Below are 22,787 nucleotides of genomic sequence, written 5' to 3'. Positions count from 1 at the left end.
TTAACCGGGCATCGTTAAGACGGACTTAAGGCTTTTCGATCAGCGTCTCAATCGCGGCGGCAAGCGTCGCGGTGGCATATAGGCCGGCGGCGCCGAGCGCGACCAGCGGATAGCCGAACAGCGCGAACGGCAGCATCACGATCGGCGCGGCGGTGAGGCTCGACCACCAGCGGTGCGGCCAGGCGGCGAGCGCGATCCGCTCGACCAGTCCGCCGGCGATGACCGCGCCGAGCGCCAGCGCCCAGCCGAGCGCGGAGTGCGTGGCGCCGCCGACCGCGAGCAGGCTCGCCGCCGCCATGACGGGCGCGGCGACCGCGAGCAGGCGCGCGGGCAACGCCTCGTCGCGCAACCAGGCGAGCGTGTGGCCGATCGTCGCGAGCAGCATCGCCGCGAGCAGCACGACGAGGCCGATCGCGAGCCAGCCCGACAGGATCGCGGCCAATCCGCCCAGCCCGGCGACAGCGGCGCCCAGGCTGAACGCCCAGCTCGGCGCGCCGCGCGCGAGCAGCGGCGGCAGCGACAGGCGCGCGGGTAGGGCGGTGGCATAGCGATCGGCCCACCGCACGGGCCGTGCCATCAGCGTCGCGACGATCGCATTGCCCCAGCGGGCCAGCGCCTGCGAATCGCGCTCGATGCCGTGGGTCGACTCCGCGCTCTTCGGCAGGCGGATCTGGCGCGCGCCCGATTGCGCGACGATGCGCAGCAAGGTCGATTGGAAATCATAATCGTGCGGCATCGCCGCGACGTCCTTGATCCGCGCGACCTCGATCAGCGCGAGGCCGGCCCAGGCGGTCGAGACGCCGATCCGCTCGAACCGGTCGTCGCCGTCATCGGCGACGAGCAAGGTGTCGCCCCGTTCGGCGGCGAGCAGCGCCACCGTGTCCCCGGTCGTGACCACGCCGTCCGCGACCACCGCGACGCGCGCGAGCGGATGGAGCGTCTCGACCGCCTCGGCCGCGGTGCGCACCGCATCGACGGTGACACCGCGCCGGCCGATCCGGCTGATCGCGCCGAGCAGCCCCGGCGTCATGCGCGCGACCGCGAGCACGATCTGGGTCGCGCCGGCCGCGATCAGCAGCCGCGCCTGGAATTCGATGAGCGTCAGTCCACCGAACGGCAGCGTCTCCGCCAGCGTCCCCGCACGATCCTCGGCATCTTCCGTCGCAAAAATCAGGCCCGCCAGCATCGGGGGCCATTAGGCGGTGTTGCCGGCAAAGGCAAAGGTGATGCGGAAACATGGGCGCGCCGCCCATGTCGAGCGGGGCCGAACGCACCTGCGCCCGGGACAAACGGAGGGGGTTAGAGCCGCTCCACCGCGCGGCGCAGCCGGCGCACGATCGCCATGTCGAGCGGCTGAGCCTCGGCGGCTTCGTTCGCCACCGCCATCAGCCGGACCGCGCCGAAGCTGGCGGCGAGACCCTTGAGCCGGCTTGCCGCCAGCCGCCATTCCGGCGCGCGGTGCGCCGCTTCGAGCTGGTCGAGCGCGCGGTTGGCGCTGTCGAGGAAGGCGCCGCGCAGCTCCGCGATCAACTCGGGCTCGTCGCCCACCGCCGCCGCCAGGGTCGCATCGATTGCTCCGGGATCATAAGCCATAATGGAGCGAATATCACGACGAACGTTAAGGCAAGGTTTCGCAATTCGCTTCCCCGGTGCGTGAATCATGGTAAACACGGGCAAATGAACGGGGGTTCTCGCATCATTGATCTTCGCCCGAGCGCGGGCGATTTTTCGGCCGGCGACCGCGCCGGAGGCGGAGAGCATATCAAAGAGCCGCTGACGGACACGCCGCAAGACTTGCTCGATTTCGACGAGGCGCCGGAACCACGATCGGGCCGGGTGCTGCCGGTGCTCGGCGCGGTGGTGTCGGTCGGCTGGATCGGCGCGATGCTCGCGCTGAGCTGGAACCGCCTCGCGGAGACGCCGCCGATGGAGCTGGCGGTCTTCATCGCCGCCCTGTGTGTGCCGCCCGCGCTGATCGGCATCGGGTTGTTGCTCGCGTTGCGCACCAGCCGCGCCGAGGCGAATCGCTTCGCCGGCACCGCGCGCGCGATGCGTGCCGAGGCGGCGTCGCTCGAAACCACGGTGGCGGCGCTGTCGCGCACGATCGAGGACAATCGCGAACGGCTCGCCGAGCAGGCCGCGACCCTGACCATGCTGGGCGAGACCGCGACCGCGCGGCTCGGCGGCATCGGCAGCGGCATCGCCGCCGAGATCGCGCGGGCCGATGCCAACGCCAAGTCGCTCGCCGCGCTTTCGGCGGATGCCTGCGCCAAGCTCGAGACGCTGATCGCGATGCTGCCGCGCGCGGGCGAGGAGACGGCGTCGCTGACCGACCAGCTCAAGCACACCGCGATCGTGGCGAGCGAGAGCGCGACCGCGCTCGACGCGCAGCTCGCCGCGCTCGCCGCGCGCGGGCGCGAGGCGGATCAGGTCGCGGGCGGTGCCGCGCAGAAGCTCGCCGCGAATCTGATGCGGATGAAGGCGACCAGCGAATCGGCGGCGGCGCGGCTCGAACAGGTGAGCGCGGAGATGTCGGCATCGGTCGACGGCCTGCTCGATCGCACCGCCGGCGCGGTCGACGAGGCGCGTAAGGGGATCAGCGCGCAGGGCGAGGCGATGCTGGCGATGCTCGGCACGCATCAGGCCGCGCTCGACCATGCCGCCAAGCATAGCGCGGAGGCGCTCGCCGCACGCATCGCCGACATCGAGACCGTGATCGACCGGATCGCCGCGCGGCTGGCGGCGCAGCGCGACGCCACCACCGACATGGTCGAGACGCTCGGTGCCGGTGCCGATCATCTGTCCGCCGAGTTCGACGGCTTCCATGACCGTCAGGCCGCGCGCGCGCGCGAACTCGCCGTGTCGATCGAGGCGTTGCGCGCCTCGGCTCAGGGCATGTCCGAAACCGTCCGCGCCGGCGACGAGATCGCCACGACGACGATCGGAACGACCGAGCGGCTGCTGGTCGCGCTCGATTCGGCGACGCGCGAGATCGACGAGACGGTTCCCGCCGCGCTCGCCCGGCTCGACGAGCGGATCGGCGCGAGCCGCCGTCTGGTCGGCGACGCCCGGCCCGAGTTGGCCGCGCTCGTCACCGCCGCCGAAGACACGCATGACGCGATCGAATCGGTCGCCTTCGTCATCTCGGGCCAGCGCGACCAGGCGGAGACGCTCGCGGGCACGCTGCGCGCGACGCTCGCCGAGAGTGCCGGCAAGGCGGCGGAGCTTGGCGCTTCGGTCGAGGCGACGATCGGACAGGCCAACCGGTTCGCGGAGGATGCCGCGCCGCGCCTCGTCGATGCGTTGCTGCGTGTGCGCGACACCGCCAACGCCGCCGCCGCGAGCGCGCGCGAAACGCTCGCCAGCGTGATCCCGGAGGCCGCCGCCGCGCTGGAAGCCGCGAGCGCGGACGCGATGCAGCGCGCGGCGACCTCCTCGCTCGACCTCAACCTCACCGCGATCGGCGAGGCGGCGGAAGAGGCGGCGCGTGTCGCCGAACGCGTCGCCGCGCGGATCGCCGAGCAGATCACCACGATAAGCGCGGCGAGCGCGATCGTCGAGACGCGCGTCGAACAGGCGCGCAACGAGCGCGAGAAGGCCGAGGAGGAAAGTTTCGCGCGCCGTGTCTCGCTGTTGATCGAAGCGCTTAATTCGGCCTCTATCGACATCGCCAAGACCTTTTCGACCGAAGTCGCCGACAGCGCCTGGGCCGCCTATCTGCGCGGCGATCGCGGCGTGTTCACGCGCCGCGCGGTGCGGCTGCTCGACGGCGGCGAGGCGCGTGAAATCGCCCGGCTCTACGACGATGACGATCGCTTCCGCGACCACGTCAACCGCTACATCCACGATTTCGAAGCTATGCTGCGGGCGATTCTCGCGCAACGCGATGGCTCGCCGCTGGGCGTGACATTGCTGTCGTCGGACATGGGCAAGCTCTATGTGGCGCTGGCGCAGGCGATCGAGCGGCTGCGAAGCTGAGGCACCACGCGTCGCCTCAGCCGCCCGCCCTGCGTGATATCCACGATGCCGTCGCCCCGACGCAGGTCCAGGCCGGTGCGTGCCGGGCACCCGGGTCGCGCAACGCCCAGCGGCCCCGGCCTGCGCCCGGGGCGACGGTGACGCGGCTACCGGTCGAACGGGTTCTTCGGCGCGCGTAACGTCAACCGCACGGGCACCGCGCCGAAGCCGAGATCGCGCCGTATGCCGTTGATGAGATACCGCTGGTAGCTCATCGGCAGTTGATCGACGCGCGTACCGAACAGCACGAAGCCGGGCGGACGCGTCTTGGCCTGGGTGAGATAGCGCAATTTGATCCGCTTGCCGCCGGGGGCGGGCGGGGGATTGGCGTCGACCGCCTTTTCGAACCAGCGGTTGAGTTCGCCCGTGCCGACACGGCGCGACCACGCCTCACGCGTTTCGAACGCGACCTTGATGAGCGTGTCGATGCCCTTGCCGGTCGCCGCCGAGACGGTGAGCACCGGCAGGCCCTTGACCTGGCTGAGCCCCTCTTCGAGCGCGCTGCGGATGCCGTTGAACAGGCTGCTGGCGTTTTCCGCGACGTCCCATTTGTTGATCGCGACGATCAGCGCGCGGCCTTCCTGCAACGCCACATCGGCGATCCGCAGATCCTGCGCCTCCAGCCCACGCGTGGCGTCGAGCAGCAGTACGACCACTTCGGCGAAGTCGATCGCGTGGAGCGCGTCGGCGACCGAGAGCTTCTCGAGCTTGTCCTGCACCAGTGCCTTCTTGCGCATGCCGGCGGTGTCGATCAGGCGGACCGGGCGGCCTTCCCACATCCAGTCGATCGCAATCGAATCGCGCGTGATGCCGGCTTCCGGGCCGGTGATGAGTCGGTCCTCGCCGAGCATCTTGTTGATGAGCGTCGACTTGCCCGCGTTGGGCCGGCCGATGATGGCGAGCTTGAGCGGGCCTTGTTCGTAAAATTCTTCATCCTCGGGCTCTTCGAGGGGCGCTTCCTCGTCACGTTCGAGGTGCGGCAGCAACGCCTCGAACAATTCGCCCATGCCTTCGCCGTGCTCGGCGGAAAGCTGCACCGGGTCGCCGAAGCCGAGCGCGAGCGCCTCGATGATGCCCGCTTCGCCCGCGCGGCCCTCGGCCTTGTTGGCGACGAGCACGATCGGCGTGGTCGATCCGCGCAGCCAGCGCGCGATTTCCTCGTCGAGCGGGACGATCCCGGCGCGTGCGTCGATCAGGAACAACGCGACATCGGCCTGGGCGACCGCCGCCTCGGTCTGCTGGCGCATCCGGCCGGGCAGCGAGGCGGCGTCCTGATCCTCATAGCCGGCGGTGTCGATGACGCGGAAATCGAGCCCGATCAGCGTCGCATCGCCCTCGCGGCGATCACGCGTGACGCCGGGGCGATCGTCGACGAGCGCGAGCTTCTTGCCGACGAGGCGGTTGAACAGAGTCGATTTGCCGACATTGGGCCGGCCGATGATCGCGACCACGGGGAGATTGGGCATCGCGCTCCCTTACGGCACGCGCGCGGTTTCGTCACCCCCGTGCCGATATGCTTGTCCGCTACCCCGTTCGTCCCGATCGTAGTCGGGGGATCAGCCCAAAGCAGGTGTCTCGACTTCGCTCGACACGAACGGCTTGTGGGAGGCGCTCGCGTGTCCCTCGACTTCGCTCGGCACGGACGGTGTGTTGGGGCCGCTCACTTGTACGCGGTCACGTGCCCCTTTTGATCGAGCACGTAGAGCGTCGATTTCGCGACGATCGGCGGCAGGGTGAAGCCCTGCTTGGCGTTGATCGTCGCGAGCACCTTGCCGGTCTCGGGCGCGGCCGAGACGATCTGGCCGAGCGAATTGGTGAGCACCAGACGCCCGCCGGCCAGCACGGGGCCGTACCAGGTGATCGGGTTCTTGTGCTTTTCCTTCTTCTTCTTTTTCTTCTTGGGCGCATCGTCGGGGACGATCTTGTCGCTCTTGTAATGCTGGAGCTGCGCGATCCAGCGCACCTTGCCGGTGCCGCGCGCGAGGCAGACCAGCCGCGCGTCGTCGGTGACCAGGAACAGCCACTCGCCCGCGACCCACGGCGTCGAAATGCCCGCGAAATTCTGCTCCCACTGGCGCTGGCCCGAGGCGATCTCGATCGCGACGGTGCGCCCGCCCTGGCCGACCGCGAACACGGTGCCGCGATCGATCACGGGATCGGCGTCGATATCGGCGAGCGAGGACACCGAGGTCGAGATGCTCGAGCGCGACAGCGCATCCTGCCAGAGCGTGCGGCCGTTTTCATAGCGGTAGGCGGTCAGTTCGCCCGAGGAGAAGCCCGCGACGACGGTACCCTGCGCGACCGCCGGTGCGGCCACGCCGAACACGCCCTGCGTCTCCAGCGAGCCCGAACCCGACCAGACGATCGAGCCGTCCGCCTGCGAAAGCGCGAAAAGCTGGTTGTCCTGGCTCAACACATAGACCTGCCCAAGCGCGACGGTCGGCGCGTTGCGCAAGGGGCCGCCGGGCTTGACGCGCCACAGTTCCTTGCCGTCCTTCGCGTCGAACGCGACGACGTCGCCGAGGCCGTCGGTCGCGAAGATCTTGCCGTCGTCGAAGCTCGCGCCGCCGCCGAAGCGGGCGGAGCGGTTCTTCTTTTCCGATCCCTTGGCGATGTCTGCGGTCCAGATCTTGGCACCGCTCGCCGCGTCGAAGGCGTGGATCGTCGCATCGACATCGACCGCGAACAGCTTGCCGTCGGCGACGATCGGCGCCGAGCCGAGCCGCTGGCGGTTCGAGCCGCCGTCGATCTGCGCGGTCCATTGCCGCGCCAGCGACGTGCCGAGCGCGAGCTGGCCGAGCGACTTGGCGGCGCTGCCGCCGGGCTGTGCCCAGGTGTCGTTTGCGGTCGCCTCGGGCAGCAGCACCTGGACGTCGGCGATCGTCTTGTCGGCGTCGGCGGCGCTTTCGGAGGCGAGGATCGGAATCCGCTCGCCGAGCGTCGGCGTCTTGTGACGGCCGGAGCCCTTCAGCGCGGCGCAGCCGCTGAGCGCGAGTGCAGCCGATGCCGTCGCGGCCAGGAATATCCTCGTCTTCATTTCGCCTTCTTGTCCTCAGCCTGATCGACGGCATCCACACCGAGCGCGCCCGTCATCTGCACGGCGCGCTGGCGGATCGTGCCGGGTACATCCTCATTGCGCGCGATCTGCGCGAAGAGCGGCCCGGCCAGATCGGGCTTGTTCATGCGCAGATAGGCGATCGCGACCAGCTCGGCCGCGCTGCCGAACCACGGGTTGGTCGGCTTGGCGAGATCGCGCAGCCGCGAGACGACCACGTCGGGCTTGAGCGTGTCGAACTCGGCGCTGGTCTGGCGGATCAGCGCGAGGTCCCGGAACGGCTGGCCGACGCCGCTGTCTGCGGCGATGGCCGCGAACAGCTTGGCGGCGCCGGGCAGATCGTTCTTCTGAAGCAGCAGATCGGCCTGGGTGAACTGCGCGAGCGCGCGGTAGCCGGGCTCGCTCGCCTTGGCGAGATCGGGCAGCGGCTTGGCGGCGGCGGCATCCTTGGCGGCGATACCGTCATACACCTTCTGCAATGTCTCGGCCTTGGCGCCCGCTTCGGACTGCTGGTGGCTGCGCCACAGCAGATAGCCGCCGAACGCGACCAGCGCGGCGACGATCGCGACGATCGCGATCCGCCCGTAACGTTGCCACGCGCCAGCGAGCTGGTCGCGGCGCAGCTCCTCATCGACTTCGCGCAGGAAAGCGGCATCGGTATTCGGCGGGACAGCCAACGCATAACTCCAATCGGGCGGGGAAGGCGCGGACCTTAGCGGTCCGCGATAGCAAGGGGAAGTGGCTCAGTCCTTCGGCAGATACGTCTGGTCCACGCCCGGGAACGTGCGCGACCGGACATCGCGCGCATAGGTCTCAACCGCGGCGGAAATGCGGCCAGCCATGTCGTCGAACGTCTTGACGAAGCGCGGCGTGCGCTCGAATAGCCCGAGCATATCCTCGGTGACGAGCACCTGACCGTCGCACTGCGCCGAGGCGCCGATGCCGATCACTGGGCATGCCACCTCGGCGGTTATCGTGCGGGCGAGCGGCTCGAGGATACCCTCGGCGACGATCGCGAACGCGCCGGCATCGGCGATCGCGCGCGCGTCGGCGAGGATCTTGGCGTGCTCGGCCTCGCTGCGGCCGCGCGCGCCGTAACCGCCGAGCGCGTTGACCGCCTGTGGCGTCAGGCCGACATGCCCCATCACCGGGATGCCGCGTTCGGACAGAAAGGCGACGGTCGGCGCCATCGCGACGCCGCCCTCGAGCTTGACCGCCGCCGCGCCGGTCTCGCTCATGATCCGCGCCGCCGAGGCGAAGGCGGCTTCAGGACTCGCCTCGTAGCTGCCGAACGGCATGTCGATGACGACGACCGAATGGTAGCTGCCGCGCACCACCGCGGCGCCATGCGCGCACATCATGTCGAGCGTGACCGGCAGCGTCGAAGGCAGGCCGTAGATCACCTGGCCGAGACTGTCGCCGACCAGCAGGATGTCGCAATGCGGATCGAGCAGTTGCGCCATCCGCACCGTATAGGCGGTGAGCATCACCAGCGGCTCGCCACTCCCATTCGCACCCTTGCGCTTGCGGATCGCGGGCACGGTGAGCCGCTTCATCGGCGCCGGCGTGGGATTGGCGCGGCTGGTCGCGGTGTCGATCGTGAAGGTCGTGGACATGCGCGCTCCATACCCGCGCTCGCGTGTGCGCGCCAGCGGGTGTCAGGCGACCGTCACGCCCTTCCAGAACGCGAAACGCCCCTTGATCTCGGCGGCGGCCGCCTTGGGATCGGGATAATACCAGGCCGCATCGGGATTGCGCGCGCCGCCGACGACGATCGTCTTGTAGCTGGCGGTGCCTTTCCACGGGCAGATCGTGTGGGTGGCGCTGTCTTCCAGCAGGGCGGGATCGACCGAGTCGGCGGGGAAATAATGATTGCCCTCGACGACGACGGTATCGTCCGATTGCGCGATGATCGCGCCGTTCCAGCGTGCGGTCGGCATGAGATATCCTTTCCTGATCCTCCCCGGCACGAAAAGCTGGCGCGCGTAGCGCGGCGGCGGGGGGCTTCCACAAGCGTATCGTATGTGGAAGTCCCCCTCCACCCCCCTCTCCGTGCCGGAGAGAATCAAGTGTTGAGCAGCTTGAGCACCATTTCGGCATGCGCGGGACGCGCGATCAGCAGATCGGGCATATACACGTCGGCGTTGTTGTAGCGCAGCGGCGAACCGTCGATTCGCGAGCAGTGCAGCCCGTAGGCGGTCGCGACCGCGACCGGGGCGGCGCTGTCCCACTCGTATTGCCCGCCCGAATGGAGGTAGATGTCGGCCTGCCCGAGCACCACCGCCATCGCCTTGGCACCCGCTGATCCCATCGGCACCAGCTCGGCGCCGAGCTTGCCCGCGACCGCGATCGCCTCGGGCGCGGGACGGGTACGGCTGACGACCATGCGCAACTGCGCGGGCGGGGGCGGCACCGGAGCGGGGCGATCGCTGCGCAGCACCAGCCCGGCGTCGGGCAGCGCGACCGCGCCGACGCTGGCGACACCGTCGATCGTGAGCGCGACATGGACCGCCCAGTCGGCGCGTGCCTCGCCATATTCGCGCGTGCCATCGACCGGATCGACGATCCACACGCGGCGCATGCCGAGCCGGGTGCCGTCGCACTTCATCTCTTCGGAGAGCAGCCCGTCCTCGGGCCGCGCGTCGCGCAGCGCGTGGACGAGGAACTGGTTGGCGGTCTGGTCACCGGCGAGCCCGAGCGCCTTGGGCGACAACACGCCCGCGCCCCGCACCGCGCGCAGCAGCGTGCCGGCGGTCTCGGCGAGGTGCGCGGCGAGGTCGGCGTCGGTCATGCTCACAGGTCATGGCTCCAGATGCCGACGATCGCCTCGACGATCACGTCCGCCGCCTGATCGGCGCTGAGCTTGGTCGTGTCGATGCGGATTTCGGGGTTGAGCGGCGGCTCATAGGGGCTGTCGATGCCGGTGAAATTCTTGAGCTGACCGGCGCGCGCCTTCTTGTAGAGGCCCTTGACGTCGCGCGCCTCCGCCTCGGCGAGCGGGGTGTCGATATGCACCTCGATGAACTCGCCGGCGGGCAGCATCTGCCGCACCATGTCGCGCTCGGCGCGGAACGGCGAGATGAACGCGGTAATGACGATCAGCCCGGCGTCGGTCATCAGCTTGGCGACTTCGCCGACGCGGCGGATGTTCTCGACGCGGTCGGCATCGGTGAAGCCGAGATCCTTGTTGAGCCCGTGGCGGACATTGTCGCCGTCGAGCAGGAAGCTGTGCTTGCCGCGCGCGTACAGCTTCTTCTCGACGATATTGGCGATCGTCGACTTGCCCGACCCCGACAGCCCGGTCAGCCACACCACGCGCGGCTCCTGCCACTTCTGGCTGGCGTGCGCGGCGCGGCTGACGTCGACCGCCTGCCAGTGGATATTGTCGGCGCGGCGCAGGCTGAAGTGGATCATCCCCGCCGCGACGGTGGCGTTGGTCATCTTGTCGATCAGGATGAACCCGCCGAGATCGCGGTTCTGCGCATAGGGTTCGAAGGCGATCGGGCGGTCGGTGGCGAGGTTGGCGACGCCGATCGCGTTGAGATCGAGCGTCTTCGCGGCGAGATGCTCCATCGTGTTGACGTTGACCTGATATTTCGGCTGCTGGAGCGTAGCCGAGACGGTCTGCGTGCCGATCTTGAGCCAATAGGGGCGGCCCGGCAGCATCTCGGCCTCGTCCATCCACACGATCGTCGCCTCGAACTGGTCGGCGACCTGCGGCGGGGCGTCGGCGGCGGCGATCACGTCGCCGCGGGAGCAATCGACCTCGTCGGCGAGCGTGAGCGTGACCGACTGGCCGGCGATCGCCTCGTCAAGATCGCCGTCCAGCGTGACGATGGCCTTGACGGTCGACGTCTTGCCCGAGGGCAGCACGCGGACCGCGTCACCCGGCCGGATCGCCCCGCCCGCGATCAGCCCGGCGAAGCCGCGGAAATCGAGGTTGGGGCGGTTGACCCATTGCACCGGCATGCGGAACGGCTTCTGCGCGTCGAGTGTGGCATCGACCGCGACCGTTTCGAGATGTTCCATCAGCGTTGGCCCGGTGTACCAGGGCATATTGGCGCTGCGCGTGGTGATGTTGTCGCCCTTGAAGCCCGAGATCGGCATCGCGACGAAGCTTTCGATCCCGATCGAGGTGGCGAAGGCGGTGTAGTCGGCGACGATTCCGTCGAACACGCTCTGGTCGTAGCCGACCAGATCCATCTTGTTCACCGCGAGCACGATGTTGCGGATGCCGATCAGGTGGGCGAGGTACGAATGCCGCCGCGTCTGGACGAGCACGCCTTTGCGCGCGTCGATCAGGATCACCGCGAGGTCGGCGGTCGAGGCGCCGGTCACCATGTTGCGGGTATATTGTTCGTGGCCGGGGGTATCGGCGACGATGAACTTGCGTTTCTCGGTCGCGAAGAAGCGGTACGCGACGTCGATGGTGATGCCCTGTTCGCGCTCGGCGGCGAGGCCATCGACCAGCAGCGCGAAGTCGATCTCGCCGCCCTGTGTGCCGACGCGCTTGCTGTCCGCCTCGAGCGCGGCGAGCTGATCCTCGAAGATCATCTTCGAATCGTAGAGCAGCCGCCCGATCAGCGTCGATTTGCCGTCATCGACCGACCCGCAGGTGATGAAGCGCAGCATCGTCTTGTGCTGATGCGCGTCGAGATAGGCGTCGATGTCCTCGGCGATGAGGGTGTCGGTCTGGTAGATCGGGTCTTGGGTGTCGGTCATTTCGTCTGCCCGTGAGAAGCGGGAACATCACCAGCCCGTTCGTCCTGAGCGAAGTCGAAGGACGTGCCACGGGCAGCGGCGTTTGGGGCACGTGCTTCGACTTCGGCCTCTTGGGCCGAAGCCTGTCCTGAGCGGCTGGCTTGCCAGCCAGCCGAAGGGCTCAGCACGAACGGGGATGGGGCGGGGTCGCGTATCAAAAATACCCCTCCTGCTTCTTCTTCTCCATGCTCGCGTCGCCGCCGTCCTTGTCGATCGCGCGGCCCTGGCGTTCGCTGGTGGTGGTGAGCAGCATTTCCTGGATCACCTCGGGGAGCGTTTTCGCGTCACTCTCGACCGCGCCGGTGAGCGGGTAGCAGCCGAGCGTGCGAAAGCGGATCGAGCGCTCCACCGGCACCTCGCCGGGGTTCAGCCGGAAACGATCATCGTCGACCATCAGCAGCATGCCGTCGCGCTCGACAGTCGGGCGGGGCGCGGCGAAATAGAGCGGCACGATCTCGATGCCTTCGAGCTGGATGTACTGCCAGATGTCGAGCTCGGTCCAGTTCGAGATCGGGAACACGCGCATGCTTTCGCCCTTGGCCTTGCGCGCGTTGTAGAGGTGCCAGAGTTCGGGGCGCTGCGCCTTGGGGTCCCAGCGGTGCGAGGCGGTGCGGAACGAGAAGATGCGTTCCTTGGCGCGGCTCTTTTCCTCGTCGCGCCGCGCGCCGCCGAACGCCGCATCGAACCCGTAGAGGTCGAGCGCCTGCTTCAGCCCCTCGGTCTTCCACATATCGGTGTGCAAGGGGCCGTGGTCGAACGGGTTGATGCCCTTCTCGCGCGCCTCGGGGTTTTGATAGACGAGCAGTTCCATGCCGGCATCGGCCGCCGCCTTGTCGCGCAGCGCGTACATGTCGCGGAACTTCCAGGTCGTATCGACGTGAAGCAGCGGGAAGGGCGGCGGCGCGGGGTAAAAAGCCTTCTTGGCGAGATGCAGCATCACCGCCGAATCCTTGCCGACCGAATAGAGCATCACCGGCTTGTCAGCTTCGGCAACCACCTCGCGCAGGATGTGGATCGCTTCGGATTCGAGGCGTTGCAGATGGGTCAGCGATTGCACGGGCATGTCCGGATGATCGAGGGTGAGTGCCCCCAAGACGGCGCGCGGCGCCGCGCGGCAAGCGAATGATTCTAGGCCGGCCCCAATCGCAGCTAGGCGGGGTTGATTGCCGCGCGCGGAATCCGCATGCGTTGCGCCGGGATTATGCGGGGAGTCGCCGGTGAGCACAAGTTTCGATAACGCGACGTTCCGCCGCGTGCTGGGCCATTACCCCACCGGTGTCTGTGTCGTCACCGCGGCCGAGGCGGACGGCACGCCGACCGGCATGGTGGTCGGCTCGTTCACCTCGGTGTCGCTCGATCCGCCGCTGGTGGCGTTCTTCCCCGATCGCCGCTCGTCGAGCTGGCCGCGGATCGAGAAGGTCGGCAAATTCTGCGTCAACGTGCTCGCCGCCGATCAGGAGGCGCTGTGCCGACAATTCTCGACGCGCGGTGCGGACAAGTTCGCCGGCATCTCGCACCGCGCCTCCGCCAACGGCTCGCCGATCCTCGACGGGGTGGTGGCGTGGATCGACTGCAATCTCGACGCGGTTCATGAGGCGGGCGACCATTATATCGTGCTCGGCCGCGTCATCGCGCTGGAGGTGGAGGCGCCGAGCGCGCCGCTGTTGTTCTTCCAGGGGAATTACGGCGCGTTTTCGGTGTTGGAGCCGTCGTCAACGTCTTGAAGCGTCATGCCCCGTTCGTCCCGAGCGAAGTCGAGGGACATGCCCCGGGCGGACGTGCATTGTGTCTCGACTTCGCTCGACACGAACGGTTGGAGGGGGCGGCGACACTCCGCTCAGCACGAACGGGAGGGTAGGCGCTTACGATCGCGGCAATTGCCCGATCGGGTCGATCGGCGTGCGGCCCTTGCGCATTTCGAAGTGAAGCTCGGGCCGGTCGGCCAGCCCGGTATCACCCGACAGTGCGATCGTCTGGCCGCGCTTGACCGCCTGGCCGCGCTGGACGAGCAGGCGGCTGGCGTGGCCGTACACCGTGGTCCAACCGTCGCCGTGCTTGATGATGACGAGGCCGCCCAGCGTCGGCACCTCGCTGCCGGCATAAGCGACCACGCCATCGGCGGCGGCGAGGATCGGCGTGCCGATCGGCAGCGCGATCTTGATGCCGTTGAAGCGCTCGCCGCTCGCGCCGCTCGGGCCGAAGCGCGCCACGATGCGGCCCTGCGCGGGCCAGCCGAACACGCCGCGCAGCCGCGTCGGCTCGCTGATCGCCTCGGTCGGCGCGAGCACGCGGCGGGGTGACCGTGTGGGCGGGGCGGGGCGCTGGTTGCCGGCGAGCGCGGGCGCGCTGCCGGTGACGAGATCATCGACGTCGAGCCGGAACGCGGCGGCGCGCTCGGCCGCGCTGCTGAGGCCGGGGGTGGCATCGGGGATCAGCACGCGCATCCCGGCGCGCAGCGTATAGGGCTCGCTGAGGCCGTTGGCGGTGACGATCCGTGACCAGTCGATGCCGTAAGCGCGCGCGATCGCGATGCCGGTCTCGCCCGAACGGACGAGGTGGTAGCGGCCGCCGGGGATCGCCAGCCGCTGGCCGGCGCGGATCATGAACGGCGCGCTAAGCCCGTTGGCGCGCGCGATCGCCTCCGAGCCGGCGCCCGTCCGGTCCGCGACCGCGCGGAGCGTGTCGCCGGAGCGCACGACGTAGATCGTCGGGTCGATCGCCTTCGCATCGGCGCGGACCGGGCGCGCCTGCCACGCGGGCGGCGGCGCCGGGACCGCGGCGACGCTCGCGTCGGCGCGGGGCGGTGCATCATCCTGGCCATAGGCGGGAGGCGTATCGACGGGCCGGTCAGGCGGGGTCTGGCGGGGGCGATAGCGCGTCGCGTCCGGATCGGGGGCGGCGCCTTGTGGAATGCAGGCGGCCAGCGCGGGCAGCAGAACGGCCAACGACGCCGCGTTGCGCGACCGACCCGGAAACCACCCCATCACGCGTCCTTATGGAACCTCTCGCCAAGCGTGGCGAGCGACGCGCGGTGGGTCAGGTCGAGATGCAGCGGGGTGACGGTGATGTGGCCCTGCTCGATCGCCTCGAGATCGGTGGCTTCGGCGGGCGTGTGGGGAATGCGCCCGAGCCGCAGCCAGTAATAGTCGAAACCGCGCGGATCGGTACGGCGATCGAGCTGGAGCCGCCCGTAATCGCGCAAGCCCTGCGCGACGACCCGAATGCCCTGCACCGCCTCGGCCGCGATCGGCGGGAAGTTGACGTTGACGAGCGTGCGCGGCGCGAACGGCGTGTCGATCAGCGTGCGCAACACGCGCTCGCCCCAGGCTTCCGCCGCCGCGAAGGTGACGGCGTCGCCCATACCGCTGCCCGCATAGCGCTGACTGAGCGCGATCGAGCGGATGCCGGCATGCGCGCCCTCCATCGCGGCGGCGACGGTGCCTGAATAGCTGACGTCCTCGCCGAGATTGGCGCCGCGGTTGACGCCGGACAGGATCAGGTCGGGCTTGGCGTCCTTCATGATCTCGGCGAGCGCGATCATCACCGCGTCCGTGGGCGTTCCGGTGACCGCCCAGCGCTTCTCGCCGAACGCGCGCAGCCGCACCGGCTGGGTGAGGGAGAGCGAGCGGCCCTTGCCCGATTGCTCCTCGATCGGCGCGACCACGGTGACGTCGTCGGACAAGGTGCGCGCGAGCCGTTCGAGCACGGCGAGGCCGGGTGCGTGGATGCCGTCGTCGTTGGACAGGAGGATGCGCATCAGATCCTTCCCGCGCCGGGGCGGGTCATTTGGGTTCCAAGCGGTTGAGGCCCTTGAGGTACGGCTTGAGCACCTCCGGCACCGCGACCGAGCCATCCTCCTGCTGGTAATTCTCCAGCACCGCCACCAACGTCCGCCCGACCGCGAGGCCGGAACCGTTGAGCGTATGGACGAAGCGGGTGCCCTTTTCCTCGGCGGGGCGGTAGCGCGCGTTCATGCGGCGTGCCTGGAAATCGGTGCAGGTCGAGCAGCTCGAAATCTCGCGGTAGCGACCCTGGCCGGGCAGCCAGACTTCGAGATCATAGGTGCGCGCCGCGGTGAAGCCCATGTCGCCGGTGCAAAGCTTCATGCGGCGGAAGGGCAGGCCGAGCGCAGTGAGGATGCCCTCGGCGCAGGCGGTCATCCGCTCATGCTCGGCCTCGGAGGCGTCGGGCGTGACGATCGAGACCATCTCGACCTTCTCGAACTGGTGCTGGCGGATGAAGCCGCGCGTGTCGCGCCCGGCCGCGCCCGCCTCGGAGCGGAAGCAGGCGGTGAGCGCGGCGAAGCGGAGCGGCAGTTCGGCTTCGCTGAGGATCTTGCCCGCCACGATGTTGGTCAGCGGCACCTCGGCGGTGGGGATCAGCCAGCGGCCGTCGGTGGTGCGGAACTGGTCCTCGGCGAACTTGGGAAGCTGCCCGGTGCCGAACAGCGCCTCGTCGCGCACCAGCAGCGGCGGGATGGCTTCCTCATAGCCATGTTCGCCGGTGAGCGTGTCGAGCATGAACTGGCCGAGCGCGCGGTGCAGCTTGGCGGCGTGGCCGCGCACCAGCGTGAAGCGCGCGCCCGACAGCGCCGCGCCGGCTTCGAAATCGAGCCCGAGCGCGGGGCCGATCGCGTCATGCTCCTTGGGCGCGAAGGCGAAGGCGGGCTGCGTGCCGTGGGTCGCGACCAGGAGATTGTCGTCCTCGTCGGCGCCCTGCGGCACGTCGGCGAGCGGCAGATTGGGGATGGCGGCGAGCGCGGCGGTGAGCGCTTCGCCGACCGCTTTCTCTTCCGCCTCGATCGCGGGCAAACGTTCCTTGAGCGCGGCGACCTCGGCGAGCAGGTCGGTGGGGTCGTCGCGGCGCGCCTTGGCGGCGCCGATCGCCTTCGATGCCTCGTTGCGGCGCGCCTGCGCGGCCTGCGCCTCGGTGATGAGGGCGCGGCGGGTCTCGTCGAGCGCGAGCAGATCGGCCGACACGGGGGCGACACCGCGTTTGGCGAGGGCGGCATCGAAGGCGGCGGGATCGTCACGGATCAGGCGGATGTCGTGCATAATGCGCGTGGCTATGGCCGCGCGCCCGCGCCCGCGCAACCCACTCCGGCGGGCAAGCGTTATTACCGTTCCACTGACGGAGAGCGACCATGCACATTCCGCACGATGCCGCCGTGCTCGTCCTCGACGGGCGCAAGCTGCTATGGCTGCGCAACGCGGGCAGCGACGCCGAACCCAACCTCGTCGTCGAACAGGCGCGGGAACAGTCCGACCCCGCCGATCACGAGCTGAAGACGGACCTTGCCGGCGGCGCGCCGAGCGGCCCCGTGATCGGGCAGGCGACGATGGGCGAGCCCGATTACCACGAACAGCGCGAGGCGCGCTTCGCCGCCGACGCGGCCGTACTGCTGCGCGATCAAGCGCTGGCGAACGCGTTCGAATCGCTCATCATCGTCGCGCCGCCGCGCACGCTCGGCAGTCTGCGTCCGCATTATCATCCCGAGGTGAAGGCGCGCCTGAAGGCTGAGATCCACAAGGATCTCACCGATCATCCGATTCCCGATATCGAGGCGGCGATCAGGGCCGCGTGATGCGGTGAGACTCCTGGCCTGACGCGCGGCGCGTGGGGGCGCCCGCCAGGCTCATGCCTCGGCGGCGGGCTTCCTAGCGAAGCGCCTGCGCGCGACCAGCGCAGCGGCGGCGGCGCCGAACAGAAGCACCATCGGCGGCGCGGGCACCGGCGCCGGGTGGCCACCGCTGCTGCCGCCATGCCCGCCGCTGCTGCCGCCATGCCAACCGCTGCTGCCATGCCAGCCGCTGCTGCCCGGGAAGCCGTGGCTGCTCGACGCGTAGCTGCTCGATCCGCTCGACGCGCTCGACGTGGAGGTGGACCCGGAGGTGGAGGAACTGGTCGAGGTGGAGGTGGACGATCCGCCCGTCGAGGTCGAGGTGGACGAGCCACCCGTCGAGGTCGAGGTCGAGGAGCCGCCGGTCGACGTCGACGATCCGCCCGTCGAGGTGGACGAGCCGCCGGTCGACGTCGACGATCCGCCGGTCGAAGTGGAGCCGCCGCTGGTCGAGGTCGAGCCGCCGCTCGATGTCGAGGAGATGACGATCCCGCCCGAACCGCCGCTGCCGCCACCCCCGAAGAAGCCGCCGCCCGCGAAGCCGCCGCCAAATCCGCCGAAGCCGCCACCGCCGCCGATCACGGTCAGACCGCCGCCGCCACCGCCGCCGCCCATCGCCGGCACGTCGGCGGGGGGCAGCGGGATCGGCGCGCCCTGGCTCGTCATGGTGACGACCGCGGGCGGGCACACCGCGCGCGTCTGCGTCACGACTCGGCGAACCCGCCCGGCGGGGCGGCTCACCGTGCGGCGTACGACGCGCTTGGTCTTGTGGACATAGGCGTGGCGGACCTTCGATGTCTCGGCGACATGTACCGCGCCGCCGCCGACGATAGCGCCGCCGCATGCGCAAGCGCACAGTTTAGCCAAGGCCATCCGCACCGACATGATTTCGCTCTTTCGTTGCCGATAGGATCGTCTACCGGATATGCTTTACCCCAGCGGTTCGCCGCTCTTTGCCCAAAGTGCCGAACAAAGTGTTAAGTTCAAGGCTGTTAACCGAGTTATCCCGGTCTCAATACGGGATTCCGGGCGCGGGATGGCCGCGGATCGTGGTTAACGTACCGTCACGGTACAGATCAGGCATGAAAACGAGGGTGCCCGTGCGCTTTCATCCACCGTGGAGCCGGGTTGCTTGTGGAGCGGGAACGGCATGGCTATAGGCGCGCTCATCATGGGACAGCCGGGCGTGAAAAAAGAACGCTTTGAGCGTCATACGTCTGGCAGCGATGGGATGGCGACTGGTCTTGAATCACCTAGATGACACCACGAAATTCGACACGCCGCCGGCGATGTCGAACGACGACGACGGATATCGGCCGAGCGCGGACGAACCGTTCATGAACCCGCGCCAGCAGGCGTATTTCCGGGACAAGCTGCAGGCGTGGAAGGACGCGATCCTGCGCGAATCGGCGGGCACGCTATCGCAGCTCCAGCTCGATTCGCTGCGCGAGGCGGACCTGACCGATCGCGCGTCGAGCGAGACCGACTGGTCGATCGAGCTGCGCACGCGCGATCGGCAGCGCAAGCTGATCTCCAAGATCGACGCTGCGCTGCGCCGCATCGAGGACGGCGAATATGGCTATTGCGAAGTCACCGGCGAGCCGATTTCGCTCGGCCGGCTGGAGGCGCGGCCGATCGCGACGATGACGGTCGAGGCGCAGGAGCGCCACGAACGCAACGAGAAAGTCTCGCGCGAGGATTGAGGCGGGCCGGCGGATCGTCGGCGCGCGCGGTTAAGACGTTGGATACCGAAACCCGCTATCTCGCGGGTCCGAGTATCTTCAATCCGGCGATGGTAATGGACGAGTCCTCCAAAGATCCCCTGCGCGGCCCGGCCGGCGAGCGCGCGCGTGACGAAGGCGCGGGCGACCGTAGCGGCGCGCGTGACAGCCTGTTGGTGATGGCCGACCTGCGCGTCGGCGACATCAAGACGACGGTGCGCGTGCGCAACCTGTCGGCGGGCGGGCTGATGGCGGAATATCAGCAGGGTCTGGAGGTCGGCACCGAGGTAGAAGTCGACCTGCGCGGGGTCGGCGCGGTGCGCGGGCGGGTCGCCTGGTCGGCGGCGGGGCGGATCGGAATCGCGTTCGACCGGCAGATCGATCCGATGCTGGCGCGCAAGCCGGTCGGCACGGGGAGCAAGCCGAAGACGGTGGTCGCGCCCAAATACACACCGCGCGCGTGAATGCGGTTTCAAGCCCGGGCAGCGGGGCTGCCCGGGCGCGCTGATCGTTAAAGGATCGTCATTTCTTCTTTAACGCGAAGCTTTTGCTTCTTGAGCGCGGCCAACATTGCGCTATCAGGCTGCGGTCGATGCGACTCGGCGCTGATCTTCTCTTCGAGGACGGCGTGCTTGGCCTCCAAGGCCATATGGTGCGCGTTCCGCATTGAGTCTTCCTCCTTCCGAAAGGGTGGCGGGGGAGTCAATCAAGCACGCTTCCGATCAAATGTCTGCCCCCTGTGTGGCATGATTCGACGTACCGAGTAAGGAAGTGCGACGATCGGTTTTTTGGCGCTCGCGTCCGCCCGCGGTTTTGCTAGAGTTCCCGTCGCCGGCCCGTTCCCCCGCCCCAAGCCTCGGTAGATCCGTGATCGGCGGTCGGGCGGTGCGCGGGCCGACGCGACTCAGCCGATCACCGGCGCAGGGGGACGAATGGACGGAGCGCAGATCGCCAAACGGCTCGAGGTGCTGAGGGTCGAGCATCGTGACCTCGACGCCGCGCTGGCCGCGCTGGCCGCGGGCGGTGCGGGCGATCAGATGCAGCTCGCGCGGCTCAAGAAGCGCAAGCTGCGGTTGCGCGACGAGATCGTCGCGCTCGAGGACCAGTTGATCCCCGACATCATCGCGTGACCGTGACGACCCGAAATGGGACGACCGGCGACGCGGCCGGTGTCCGCCGCGCTAACGCCGCGCGCGGGACTTGTGCCACAACGCTGAGATGAGGGGTGCCGAGATGAGGGGGGCGCTGCCGGACTCGCGGATCCATCGCCATCTGATCGACGTGCTGTACGTCGATGCGATGGTGCTGGCCGACGAGGCGCGCAGCTATTTCGACGATGGCGGGCGGGTGGACCGTGAAGCGCTGCCGCCGCTCGCGCGCGTGGCGTTCAGTTGTGAATCGCTCAAGGTGACGACACGGCTGATGCACGCGATCGCCTGGCTGCTGACCCAGCGCGCGGTCGCCGCCGGCGAAATGGCGCCGCGCGACGCGCTCGATCCCTCGCGGCGGCTCGGCCCGGCGCCGATCAGCGACGCGGCGGCGGTGGCGGACCTGCCGGCGCGGGCGCGCGCGCTGATCCAGGCGAGCGCGGACCTGTACCGGCGGGTCGGTCTGCTCGACGCGGCGCAGGCGGGCGTGGCGATGGGGGCGGGCCCGGCGCGCTCGATGCAGGAACGGCTGGCGATGGCGTTCTGACGGCGGTCTGCTGAGCGCGGCTTGAGAGGGGGACGGATCAGGCGGTCAGCTCAGCCGGTCGATCGCCTCGGCGTCGAGCGATCCGGGAATGATCATCAGCGGGATCGGCAGCGCACCCGAATCGCCGGCGAAATGCGCGATCAGCGGGCCGGGCGAGCCGACCGGCGCCGCGCCGAGCACGAGCGCGGCGATATCGGGATTGGCGGCGATCATCTCGCGGATGATCTTCGGACCGTCCCCCTGACGCACCGTGATCGACGGGCGCAACCCCGATTCCTCGATCAGCGCGCCCGCCGCGCCCGCGACCAAGCCCTCGGCATGGAGCCGCGCTTCCTCCTCGATCGTCGCCTGCACGCCGCCGAACGGGATGAATTCCTGCGGCTCGATCAGCGCGAGGATTTCGACGCCGCCGCCGGTCTTCACCGCGCGCCGCGCGGCGAAGCGCAAGGCGATCGCGCTTTCGGGATTGTTGTCGATCACGACGAGATAGATGCGCATGTGAAGGCCCCTCAACGCGTTAGGTGGCGCGTGCGCGCGTCGCGTGCAAGCCTGACTGCACGGATCATGGTCTTGACCGGGCCGGTTCGGGGCGCGAGAGACGCGGACGCCCCAGGATTCGATTTCAAGGACGACTTCATGCCGATCGAGATCAAGATGCCCGCGCTTTCCCCGACGATGGAGGAGGGCACGCTCGCGAAATGGCTCGTGAAGGAGGGCGACACCGTCCGGTCGGGCGATCTGCTGGCGGAGATCGAGACCGACAAGGCGACGATGGAGTTCGAAGCGGTTGACGAGGGCGTCATCGGCAAGCTGCTGGTCGCCGAGGGTTCCGAGGGCGTGAAGGTCGGCACCGTGATCGCGGTGATGGCCGGCGACGGCGAGGATGCGGCGGCAACGCCCGCACCCAAGGCCGAAGCCGCCGCGCCGAAGGAGGCCGCCAAGGCCCAGGCGGCGCCGGCACCGGCCCCCGCGCCCGCGGCGGCATCGACCCCGGCGCCCAAGGCCGCCGAGGGCGAGCGCCTGCGCGCCAGCCCGCTCGCGCGCCGCCTCGCCGCCGAGAAGAATATCGACCTCGCCGCGCTGACCGGCAGCGGCCCGAACGGTCGCATCGTCAAGGCCGATCTCGAAGGCGCCAAGCCCGCCGCGGCACCCGCCAAGGCTGAAGCCGCGGCCGCCGCCGCATCGGCTCCGGCACCCGCGCCGACCGTCGCCAACGTGCCCGACATTCCGCACACCGCCGAGAAGCTGTCGAACGTGCGCAAGGTGATCGCCCGCCGCCTGACCGAATCGAAGCAGCAGGTGCCGCACATCTACCTGACCGTCGACATCCGGCTCGATGCGCTGCTCAAGCTGCGTGGTGAGTTGAACGCCGGCCTCGCCGCGCGCGGGGTGAAGCTGTCGGTCAACGATCTGCTCATCAAGGCGCTCGGCGTCAGCCTGATGCAGGTGCCCAAGTGCAACGTGATGTACACGCCCGATCAGCTCATCAGCTTCACCCGCGCCGACGTGTCGGTCGCGGTGAGCGTGCCGGCCGGGCTCATCACGCCGATCATCAAGGGCGCCGACACCAAGGGCGTCGCGGCGATCTCGACCGAGATGAAGGATCTCGCCACCCGCGCCAAGGATGGCAAGCTCAAGCCCGAGGAGTTCCAGGGCGGCACCGCCTCGCTGTCGAACATGGGCATGATGGGCATCAAGCAGTTCGAGGCGGTCATCAACCCGCCGCAGGGCATGATCATGGCGATCGGCGCGGGCGAGCAGCGCCCGTATGTGATCGACGGTCAACTCGGCATCGCCACGGTGATGTCGGCGACCGGCAGCTTCGATCACCGCGCGATCGACGGCGCCGATGGTGCCGAGTTGATGGCGGCGTTCAAGGCGCTGGTCGAATCGCCGCTGGCGATGCTCGCGTAAGACG

Annotated in this window: 24 protein-coding genes; 8 read left to right on the top strand and 16 right to left on the bottom strand. The window is 69.0% G+C overall.

Annotated features, from left to right (window positions below; genetic code table 11):
- Nucleotides 1-25 precede the first annotated feature (25 nt).
- Complete coding sequence (locus PX554_RS12635; protein ID WP_275502218.1) at nucleotides 26-1,186, bottom strand: hypothetical protein; 1,161 nt, start codon at nucleotides 1,184-1,186, stop codon at nucleotides 26-28.
- Between the two features lie 113 nt (nucleotides 1,187-1,299).
- A complete protein-coding gene (locus tag PX554_RS12630; protein WP_275502216.1) occupies nucleotides 1,300-1,593 on the bottom strand; it encodes an Hpt domain-containing protein in 294 nt (97 codons plus the stop codon).
- 84 nt (nucleotides 1,594-1,677) lie between these two features.
- Here PX554_RS12630 and PX554_RS12625 point away from each other — a divergent pair, with 84 nt between their 5' ends.
- Complete coding sequence (locus PX554_RS12625) at nucleotides 1,678-3,978, top strand: coiled-coil domain-containing protein (protein ID WP_275502214.1); 2,301 nt, start codon at nucleotides 1,678-1,680, stop codon at nucleotides 3,976-3,978.
- Between the two features lie 146 nt (nucleotides 3,979-4,124).
- On the opposite strand, the gene der is transcribed toward PX554_RS12625, so the two are convergent.
- The 8 genes from der to cysD form a co-directional block, all read right to left on the bottom strand.
- On the bottom strand, nucleotides 4,125-5,483 hold the full coding sequence (der, locus tag PX554_RS12620; RefSeq protein WP_275502212.1) for a ribosome biogenesis GTPase Der: 1,359 nt from the start codon (nucleotides 5,481-5,483) through the stop codon (nucleotides 4,125-4,127).
- A 194-nt stretch (nucleotides 5,484-5,677) separates the two neighbouring features.
- Complete coding sequence (locus PX554_RS12615) at nucleotides 5,678-7,054, bottom strand: outer membrane protein assembly factor BamB family protein (RefSeq protein WP_093222183.1); 1,377 nt, start codon at nucleotides 7,052-7,054, stop codon at nucleotides 5,678-5,680.
- Nucleotides 7,051-7,749, bottom strand: coding sequence for a tetratricopeptide repeat protein (locus tag PX554_RS12610; protein WP_093222179.1), 699 nt, complete (start codon nucleotides 7,747-7,749; stop codon nucleotides 7,051-7,053). Before PX554_RS12610 ends, PX554_RS12615 begins: the two co-directional genes overlap by 4 nt.
- Before the next feature lie 66 nt (nucleotides 7,750-7,815).
- The gene (panB, locus tag PX554_RS12605) at nucleotides 7,816-8,688 is read right to left on the bottom strand and encodes a 3-methyl-2-oxobutanoate hydroxymethyltransferase (RefSeq protein ID WP_093222176.1); all 873 of its coding nucleotides are present in this window, start codon (nucleotides 8,686-8,688) and stop codon (nucleotides 7,816-7,818) included.
- Nucleotides 8,689-8,730: 42 nt separating this feature from the next.
- Complete coding sequence (locus tag PX554_RS12600) at nucleotides 8,731-9,012, bottom strand: DUF427 domain-containing protein (protein ID WP_093222173.1); 282 nt, start codon at nucleotides 9,010-9,012, stop codon at nucleotides 8,731-8,733.
- 125 nt (nucleotides 9,013-9,137) lie between these two features.
- Entirely contained in the window at nucleotides 9,138-9,863 is a 726-nt protein-coding gene (locus PX554_RS12595; protein WP_275502207.1) for a 3'(2'),5'-bisphosphate nucleotidase CysQ, read from the bottom strand.
- A gap of 2 nt (nucleotides 9,864-9,865) precedes the next feature.
- Entirely contained in the window at nucleotides 9,866-11,794 is a 1,929-nt protein-coding gene (gene cysN / locus PX554_RS12590; RefSeq protein ID WP_275502205.1) for a sulfate adenylyltransferase subunit CysN, read from the bottom strand.
- Between the two features lie 193 nt (nucleotides 11,795-11,987).
- The gene (cysD, locus tag PX554_RS12585; protein WP_275502662.1) at nucleotides 11,988-12,896 is read right to left on the bottom strand and encodes a sulfate adenylyltransferase subunit CysD; all 909 of its coding nucleotides are present in this window, start codon (nucleotides 12,894-12,896) and stop codon (nucleotides 11,988-11,990) included.
- A gap of 154 nt (nucleotides 12,897-13,050) precedes the next feature.
- On the opposite strand from cysD, the gene PX554_RS12580 reads away from it, so the two are divergent.
- Nucleotides 13,051-13,557 carry a flavin reductase family protein gene (locus PX554_RS12580; RefSeq protein WP_093222162.1) on the top strand — a complete coding sequence of 169 codons (507 nt, stop codon included), beginning with the start codon at nucleotides 13,051-13,053 and terminating at the stop codon, nucleotides 13,555-13,557.
- Nucleotides 13,558-13,695: 138 nt separating this feature from the next.
- Here PX554_RS12580 and PX554_RS12575 read toward each other — a convergent pair whose 3' ends face one another.
- From PX554_RS12575 to serS, 3 genes are read right to left on the bottom strand one after another with little or no spacing between them, the layout of a single operon-like run.
- Nucleotides 13,696-14,817 (bottom strand): M23 family metallopeptidase, encoded by a 1,122-nt coding sequence (locus PX554_RS12575; RefSeq protein ID WP_275502202.1) that lies wholly within the window; start codon nucleotides 14,815-14,817, stop codon nucleotides 13,696-13,698.
- A complete protein-coding gene (gene surE / locus PX554_RS12570; protein WP_275502200.1) occupies nucleotides 14,817-15,590 on the bottom strand; it encodes a 5'/3'-nucleotidase SurE in 774 nt (257 codons plus the stop codon). Before surE ends, PX554_RS12575 begins: the two co-directional genes overlap by 1 nt.
- 25 nt (nucleotides 15,591-15,615) lie before the next feature.
- The gene (serS, locus tag PX554_RS12565) at nucleotides 15,616-16,887 is read right to left on the bottom strand and encodes a serine--tRNA ligase (protein WP_093222155.1); all 1,272 of its coding nucleotides are present in this window, start codon (nucleotides 16,885-16,887) and stop codon (nucleotides 15,616-15,618) included.
- 89 nt (nucleotides 16,888-16,976) lie between these two features.
- Between serS and PX554_RS12560 the strand changes: the two genes are divergently transcribed.
- Entirely contained in the window at nucleotides 16,977-17,417 is a 441-nt protein-coding gene (locus tag PX554_RS12560) for a host attachment family protein (RefSeq protein WP_275502199.1), read from the top strand.
- A 51-nt stretch (nucleotides 17,418-17,468) separates the two neighbouring features.
- Here the strand turns inward: PX554_RS12560 and PX554_RS12555 are convergent, their stop codons facing one another.
- Nucleotides 17,469-18,338: a PEP-CTERM sorting domain-containing protein gene (locus tag PX554_RS12555; protein ID WP_275502197.1), complete on the bottom strand. Its 870-nt coding sequence runs from the start codon at nucleotides 18,336-18,338 to the stop codon at nucleotides 17,469-17,471.
- A 404-nt stretch (nucleotides 18,339-18,742) separates the two neighbouring features.
- On the opposite strand from PX554_RS12555, the gene dksA reads away from it, so the two are divergent.
- Complete coding sequence (gene dksA, locus PX554_RS12550; RefSeq protein WP_176787081.1) at nucleotides 18,743-19,156, top strand: RNA polymerase-binding protein DksA; 414 nt, start codon at nucleotides 18,743-18,745, stop codon at nucleotides 19,154-19,156.
- 38 nt (nucleotides 19,157-19,194) lie between these two features.
- Nucleotides 19,195-19,638: a PilZ domain-containing protein gene (locus PX554_RS12545; RefSeq protein ID WP_256326098.1), complete on the top strand. Its 444-nt coding sequence runs from the start codon at nucleotides 19,195-19,197 to the stop codon at nucleotides 19,636-19,638.
- Between the two features lie 47 nt (nucleotides 19,639-19,685).
- On the opposite strand, the gene PX554_RS12540 is transcribed toward PX554_RS12545, so the two are convergent.
- The gene (locus PX554_RS12540) at nucleotides 19,686-19,841 is read right to left on the bottom strand and encodes a YdcH family protein (protein WP_093222144.1); all 156 of its coding nucleotides are present in this window, start codon (nucleotides 19,839-19,841) and stop codon (nucleotides 19,686-19,688) included.
- A gap of 265 nt (nucleotides 19,842-20,106) precedes the next feature.
- On the opposite strand from PX554_RS12540, the gene PX554_RS12535 reads away from it, so the two are divergent.
- Together PX554_RS12535 and PX554_RS12530 are read left to right on the top strand one after the other, a co-directional pair.
- A complete protein-coding gene (locus tag PX554_RS12535) occupies nucleotides 20,107-20,304 on the top strand; it encodes a DUF465 domain-containing protein (protein WP_093222142.1) in 198 nt (65 codons plus the stop codon).
- Nucleotides 20,305-20,407: 103 nt separating this feature from the next.
- Nucleotides 20,408-20,869, top strand: coding sequence for a DUF1465 family protein (locus tag PX554_RS12530; RefSeq protein WP_275502191.1), 462 nt, complete (start codon nucleotides 20,408-20,410; stop codon nucleotides 20,867-20,869).
- 45 nt (nucleotides 20,870-20,914) lie between these two features.
- Here PX554_RS12530 and PX554_RS12525 read toward each other — a convergent pair whose 3' ends face one another.
- The gene (locus PX554_RS12525) at nucleotides 20,915-21,367 is read right to left on the bottom strand and encodes a universal stress protein (RefSeq protein WP_093222137.1); all 453 of its coding nucleotides are present in this window, start codon (nucleotides 21,365-21,367) and stop codon (nucleotides 20,915-20,917) included.
- Between the two features lie 138 nt (nucleotides 21,368-21,505).
- Between PX554_RS12525 and PX554_RS12520 the strand changes: the two genes are divergently transcribed.
- Nucleotides 21,506-22,783: a pyruvate dehydrogenase complex dihydrolipoamide acetyltransferase gene (locus PX554_RS12520; RefSeq protein ID WP_275502188.1), complete on the top strand. Its 1,278-nt coding sequence runs from the start codon at nucleotides 21,506-21,508 to the stop codon at nucleotides 22,781-22,783.
- The last annotated feature ends 4 nt before the right edge of the window (nucleotides 22,784-22,787 follow it).

Origin of the sequence: Sphingomonas pollutisoli, assembly GCF_029167165.1 — a bacterium.
GTDB classification, from domain to species: Bacteria; Pseudomonadota; Alphaproteobacteria; order Sphingomonadales; family Sphingomonadaceae; genus Sphingomonas; species Sphingomonas pollutisoli.
This window is presented reverse-complemented; position numbering and strand designations above follow the sequence as displayed.

What these genes read in the sequence shown, in the direction of transcription:
- PX554_RS12520 (WP_275502188.1), top strand. Translation starts at nt 21,506, where the DNA reads ATGCCGATCGAGATCAAGATGCCCGCGCTTTCCCCGACGATGGAGGAG.
- cysN (WP_275502205.1), bottom strand. Translation starts at nt 11,794, where the DNA reads ATGACCGACACCCAAGACCCGATCTACCAGACCGACACCCTCATCGCC.
- PX554_RS12540 (WP_093222144.1), bottom strand. Translation starts at nt 19,841, where the DNA reads ATGCGGAACGCGCACCATATGGCCTTGGAGGCCAAGCACGCCGTCCTC.
- PX554_RS12615 (WP_093222183.1), bottom strand. Translation starts at nt 7,054, where the DNA reads ATGAAGACGAGGATATTCCTGGCCGCGACGGCATCGGCTGCACTCGCG.
- PX554_RS12625 (WP_275502214.1), top strand. Translation starts at nt 1,678, where the DNA reads ATGAACGGGGGTTCTCGCATCATTGATCTTCGCCCGAGCGCGGGCGAT.
- PX554_RS12530 (WP_275502191.1), top strand. Translation starts at nt 20,408, where the DNA reads ATGAGGGGGGCGCTGCCGGACTCGCGGATCCATCGCCATCTGATCGAC.
- PX554_RS12575 (WP_275502202.1), bottom strand. Translation starts at nt 14,817, where the DNA reads ATGGGGTGGTTTCCGGGTCGGTCGCGCAACGCGGCGTCGTTGGCCGTT.
- panB (WP_093222176.1), bottom strand. Translation starts at nt 8,688, where the DNA reads ATGTCCACGACCTTCACGATCGACACCGCGACCAGCCGCGCCAATCCC.
- serS (WP_093222155.1), bottom strand. Translation starts at nt 16,887, where the DNA reads ATGCACGACATCCGCCTGATCCGTGACGATCCCGCCGCCTTCGATGCC.
- dksA (WP_176787081.1), top strand. Translation starts at nt 18,743, where the DNA reads ATGTCGAACGACGACGACGGATATCGGCCGAGCGCGGACGAACCGTTC.
- PX554_RS12535 (WP_093222142.1), top strand. Translation starts at nt 20,107, where the DNA reads ATGGACGGAGCGCAGATCGCCAAACGGCTCGAGGTGCTGAGGGTCGAG.
- PX554_RS12595 (WP_275502207.1), bottom strand. Translation starts at nt 9,863, where the DNA reads ATGACCGACGCCGACCTCGCCGCGCACCTCGCCGAGACCGCCGGCACG.
- PX554_RS12630 (WP_275502216.1), bottom strand. Translation starts at nt 1,593, where the DNA reads ATGGCTTATGATCCCGGAGCAATCGATGCGACCCTGGCGGCGGCGGTG.
- der (WP_275502212.1), bottom strand. Translation starts at nt 5,483, where the DNA reads ATGCCCAATCTCCCCGTGGTCGCGATCATCGGCCGGCCCAATGTCGGC.
- PX554_RS12600 (WP_093222173.1), bottom strand. Translation starts at nt 9,012, where the DNA reads ATGCCGACCGCACGCTGGAACGGCGCGATCATCGCGCAATCGGACGAT.
- PX554_RS12560 (WP_275502199.1), top strand. Translation starts at nt 16,977, where the DNA reads ATGCACATTCCGCACGATGCCGCCGTGCTCGTCCTCGACGGGCGCAAG.
- PX554_RS12555 (WP_275502197.1), bottom strand. Translation starts at nt 18,338, where the DNA reads ATGTCGGTGCGGATGGCCTTGGCTAAACTGTGCGCTTGCGCATGCGGC.
- cysD (WP_275502662.1), bottom strand. Translation starts at nt 12,896, where the DNA reads ATGCCCGTGCAATCGCTGACCCATCTGCAACGCCTCGAATCCGAAGCG.
- PX554_RS12635 (WP_275502218.1), bottom strand. Translation starts at nt 1,186, where the DNA reads ATGCTGGCGGGCCTGATTTTTGCGACGGAAGATGCCGAGGATCGTGCG.
- surE (WP_275502200.1), bottom strand. Translation starts at nt 15,590, where the DNA reads ATGCGCATCCTCCTGTCCAACGACGACGGCATCCACGCACCCGGCCTC.
- PX554_RS12525 (WP_093222137.1), bottom strand. Translation starts at nt 21,367, where the DNA reads ATGCGCATCTATCTCGTCGTGATCGACAACAATCCCGAAAGCGCGATC.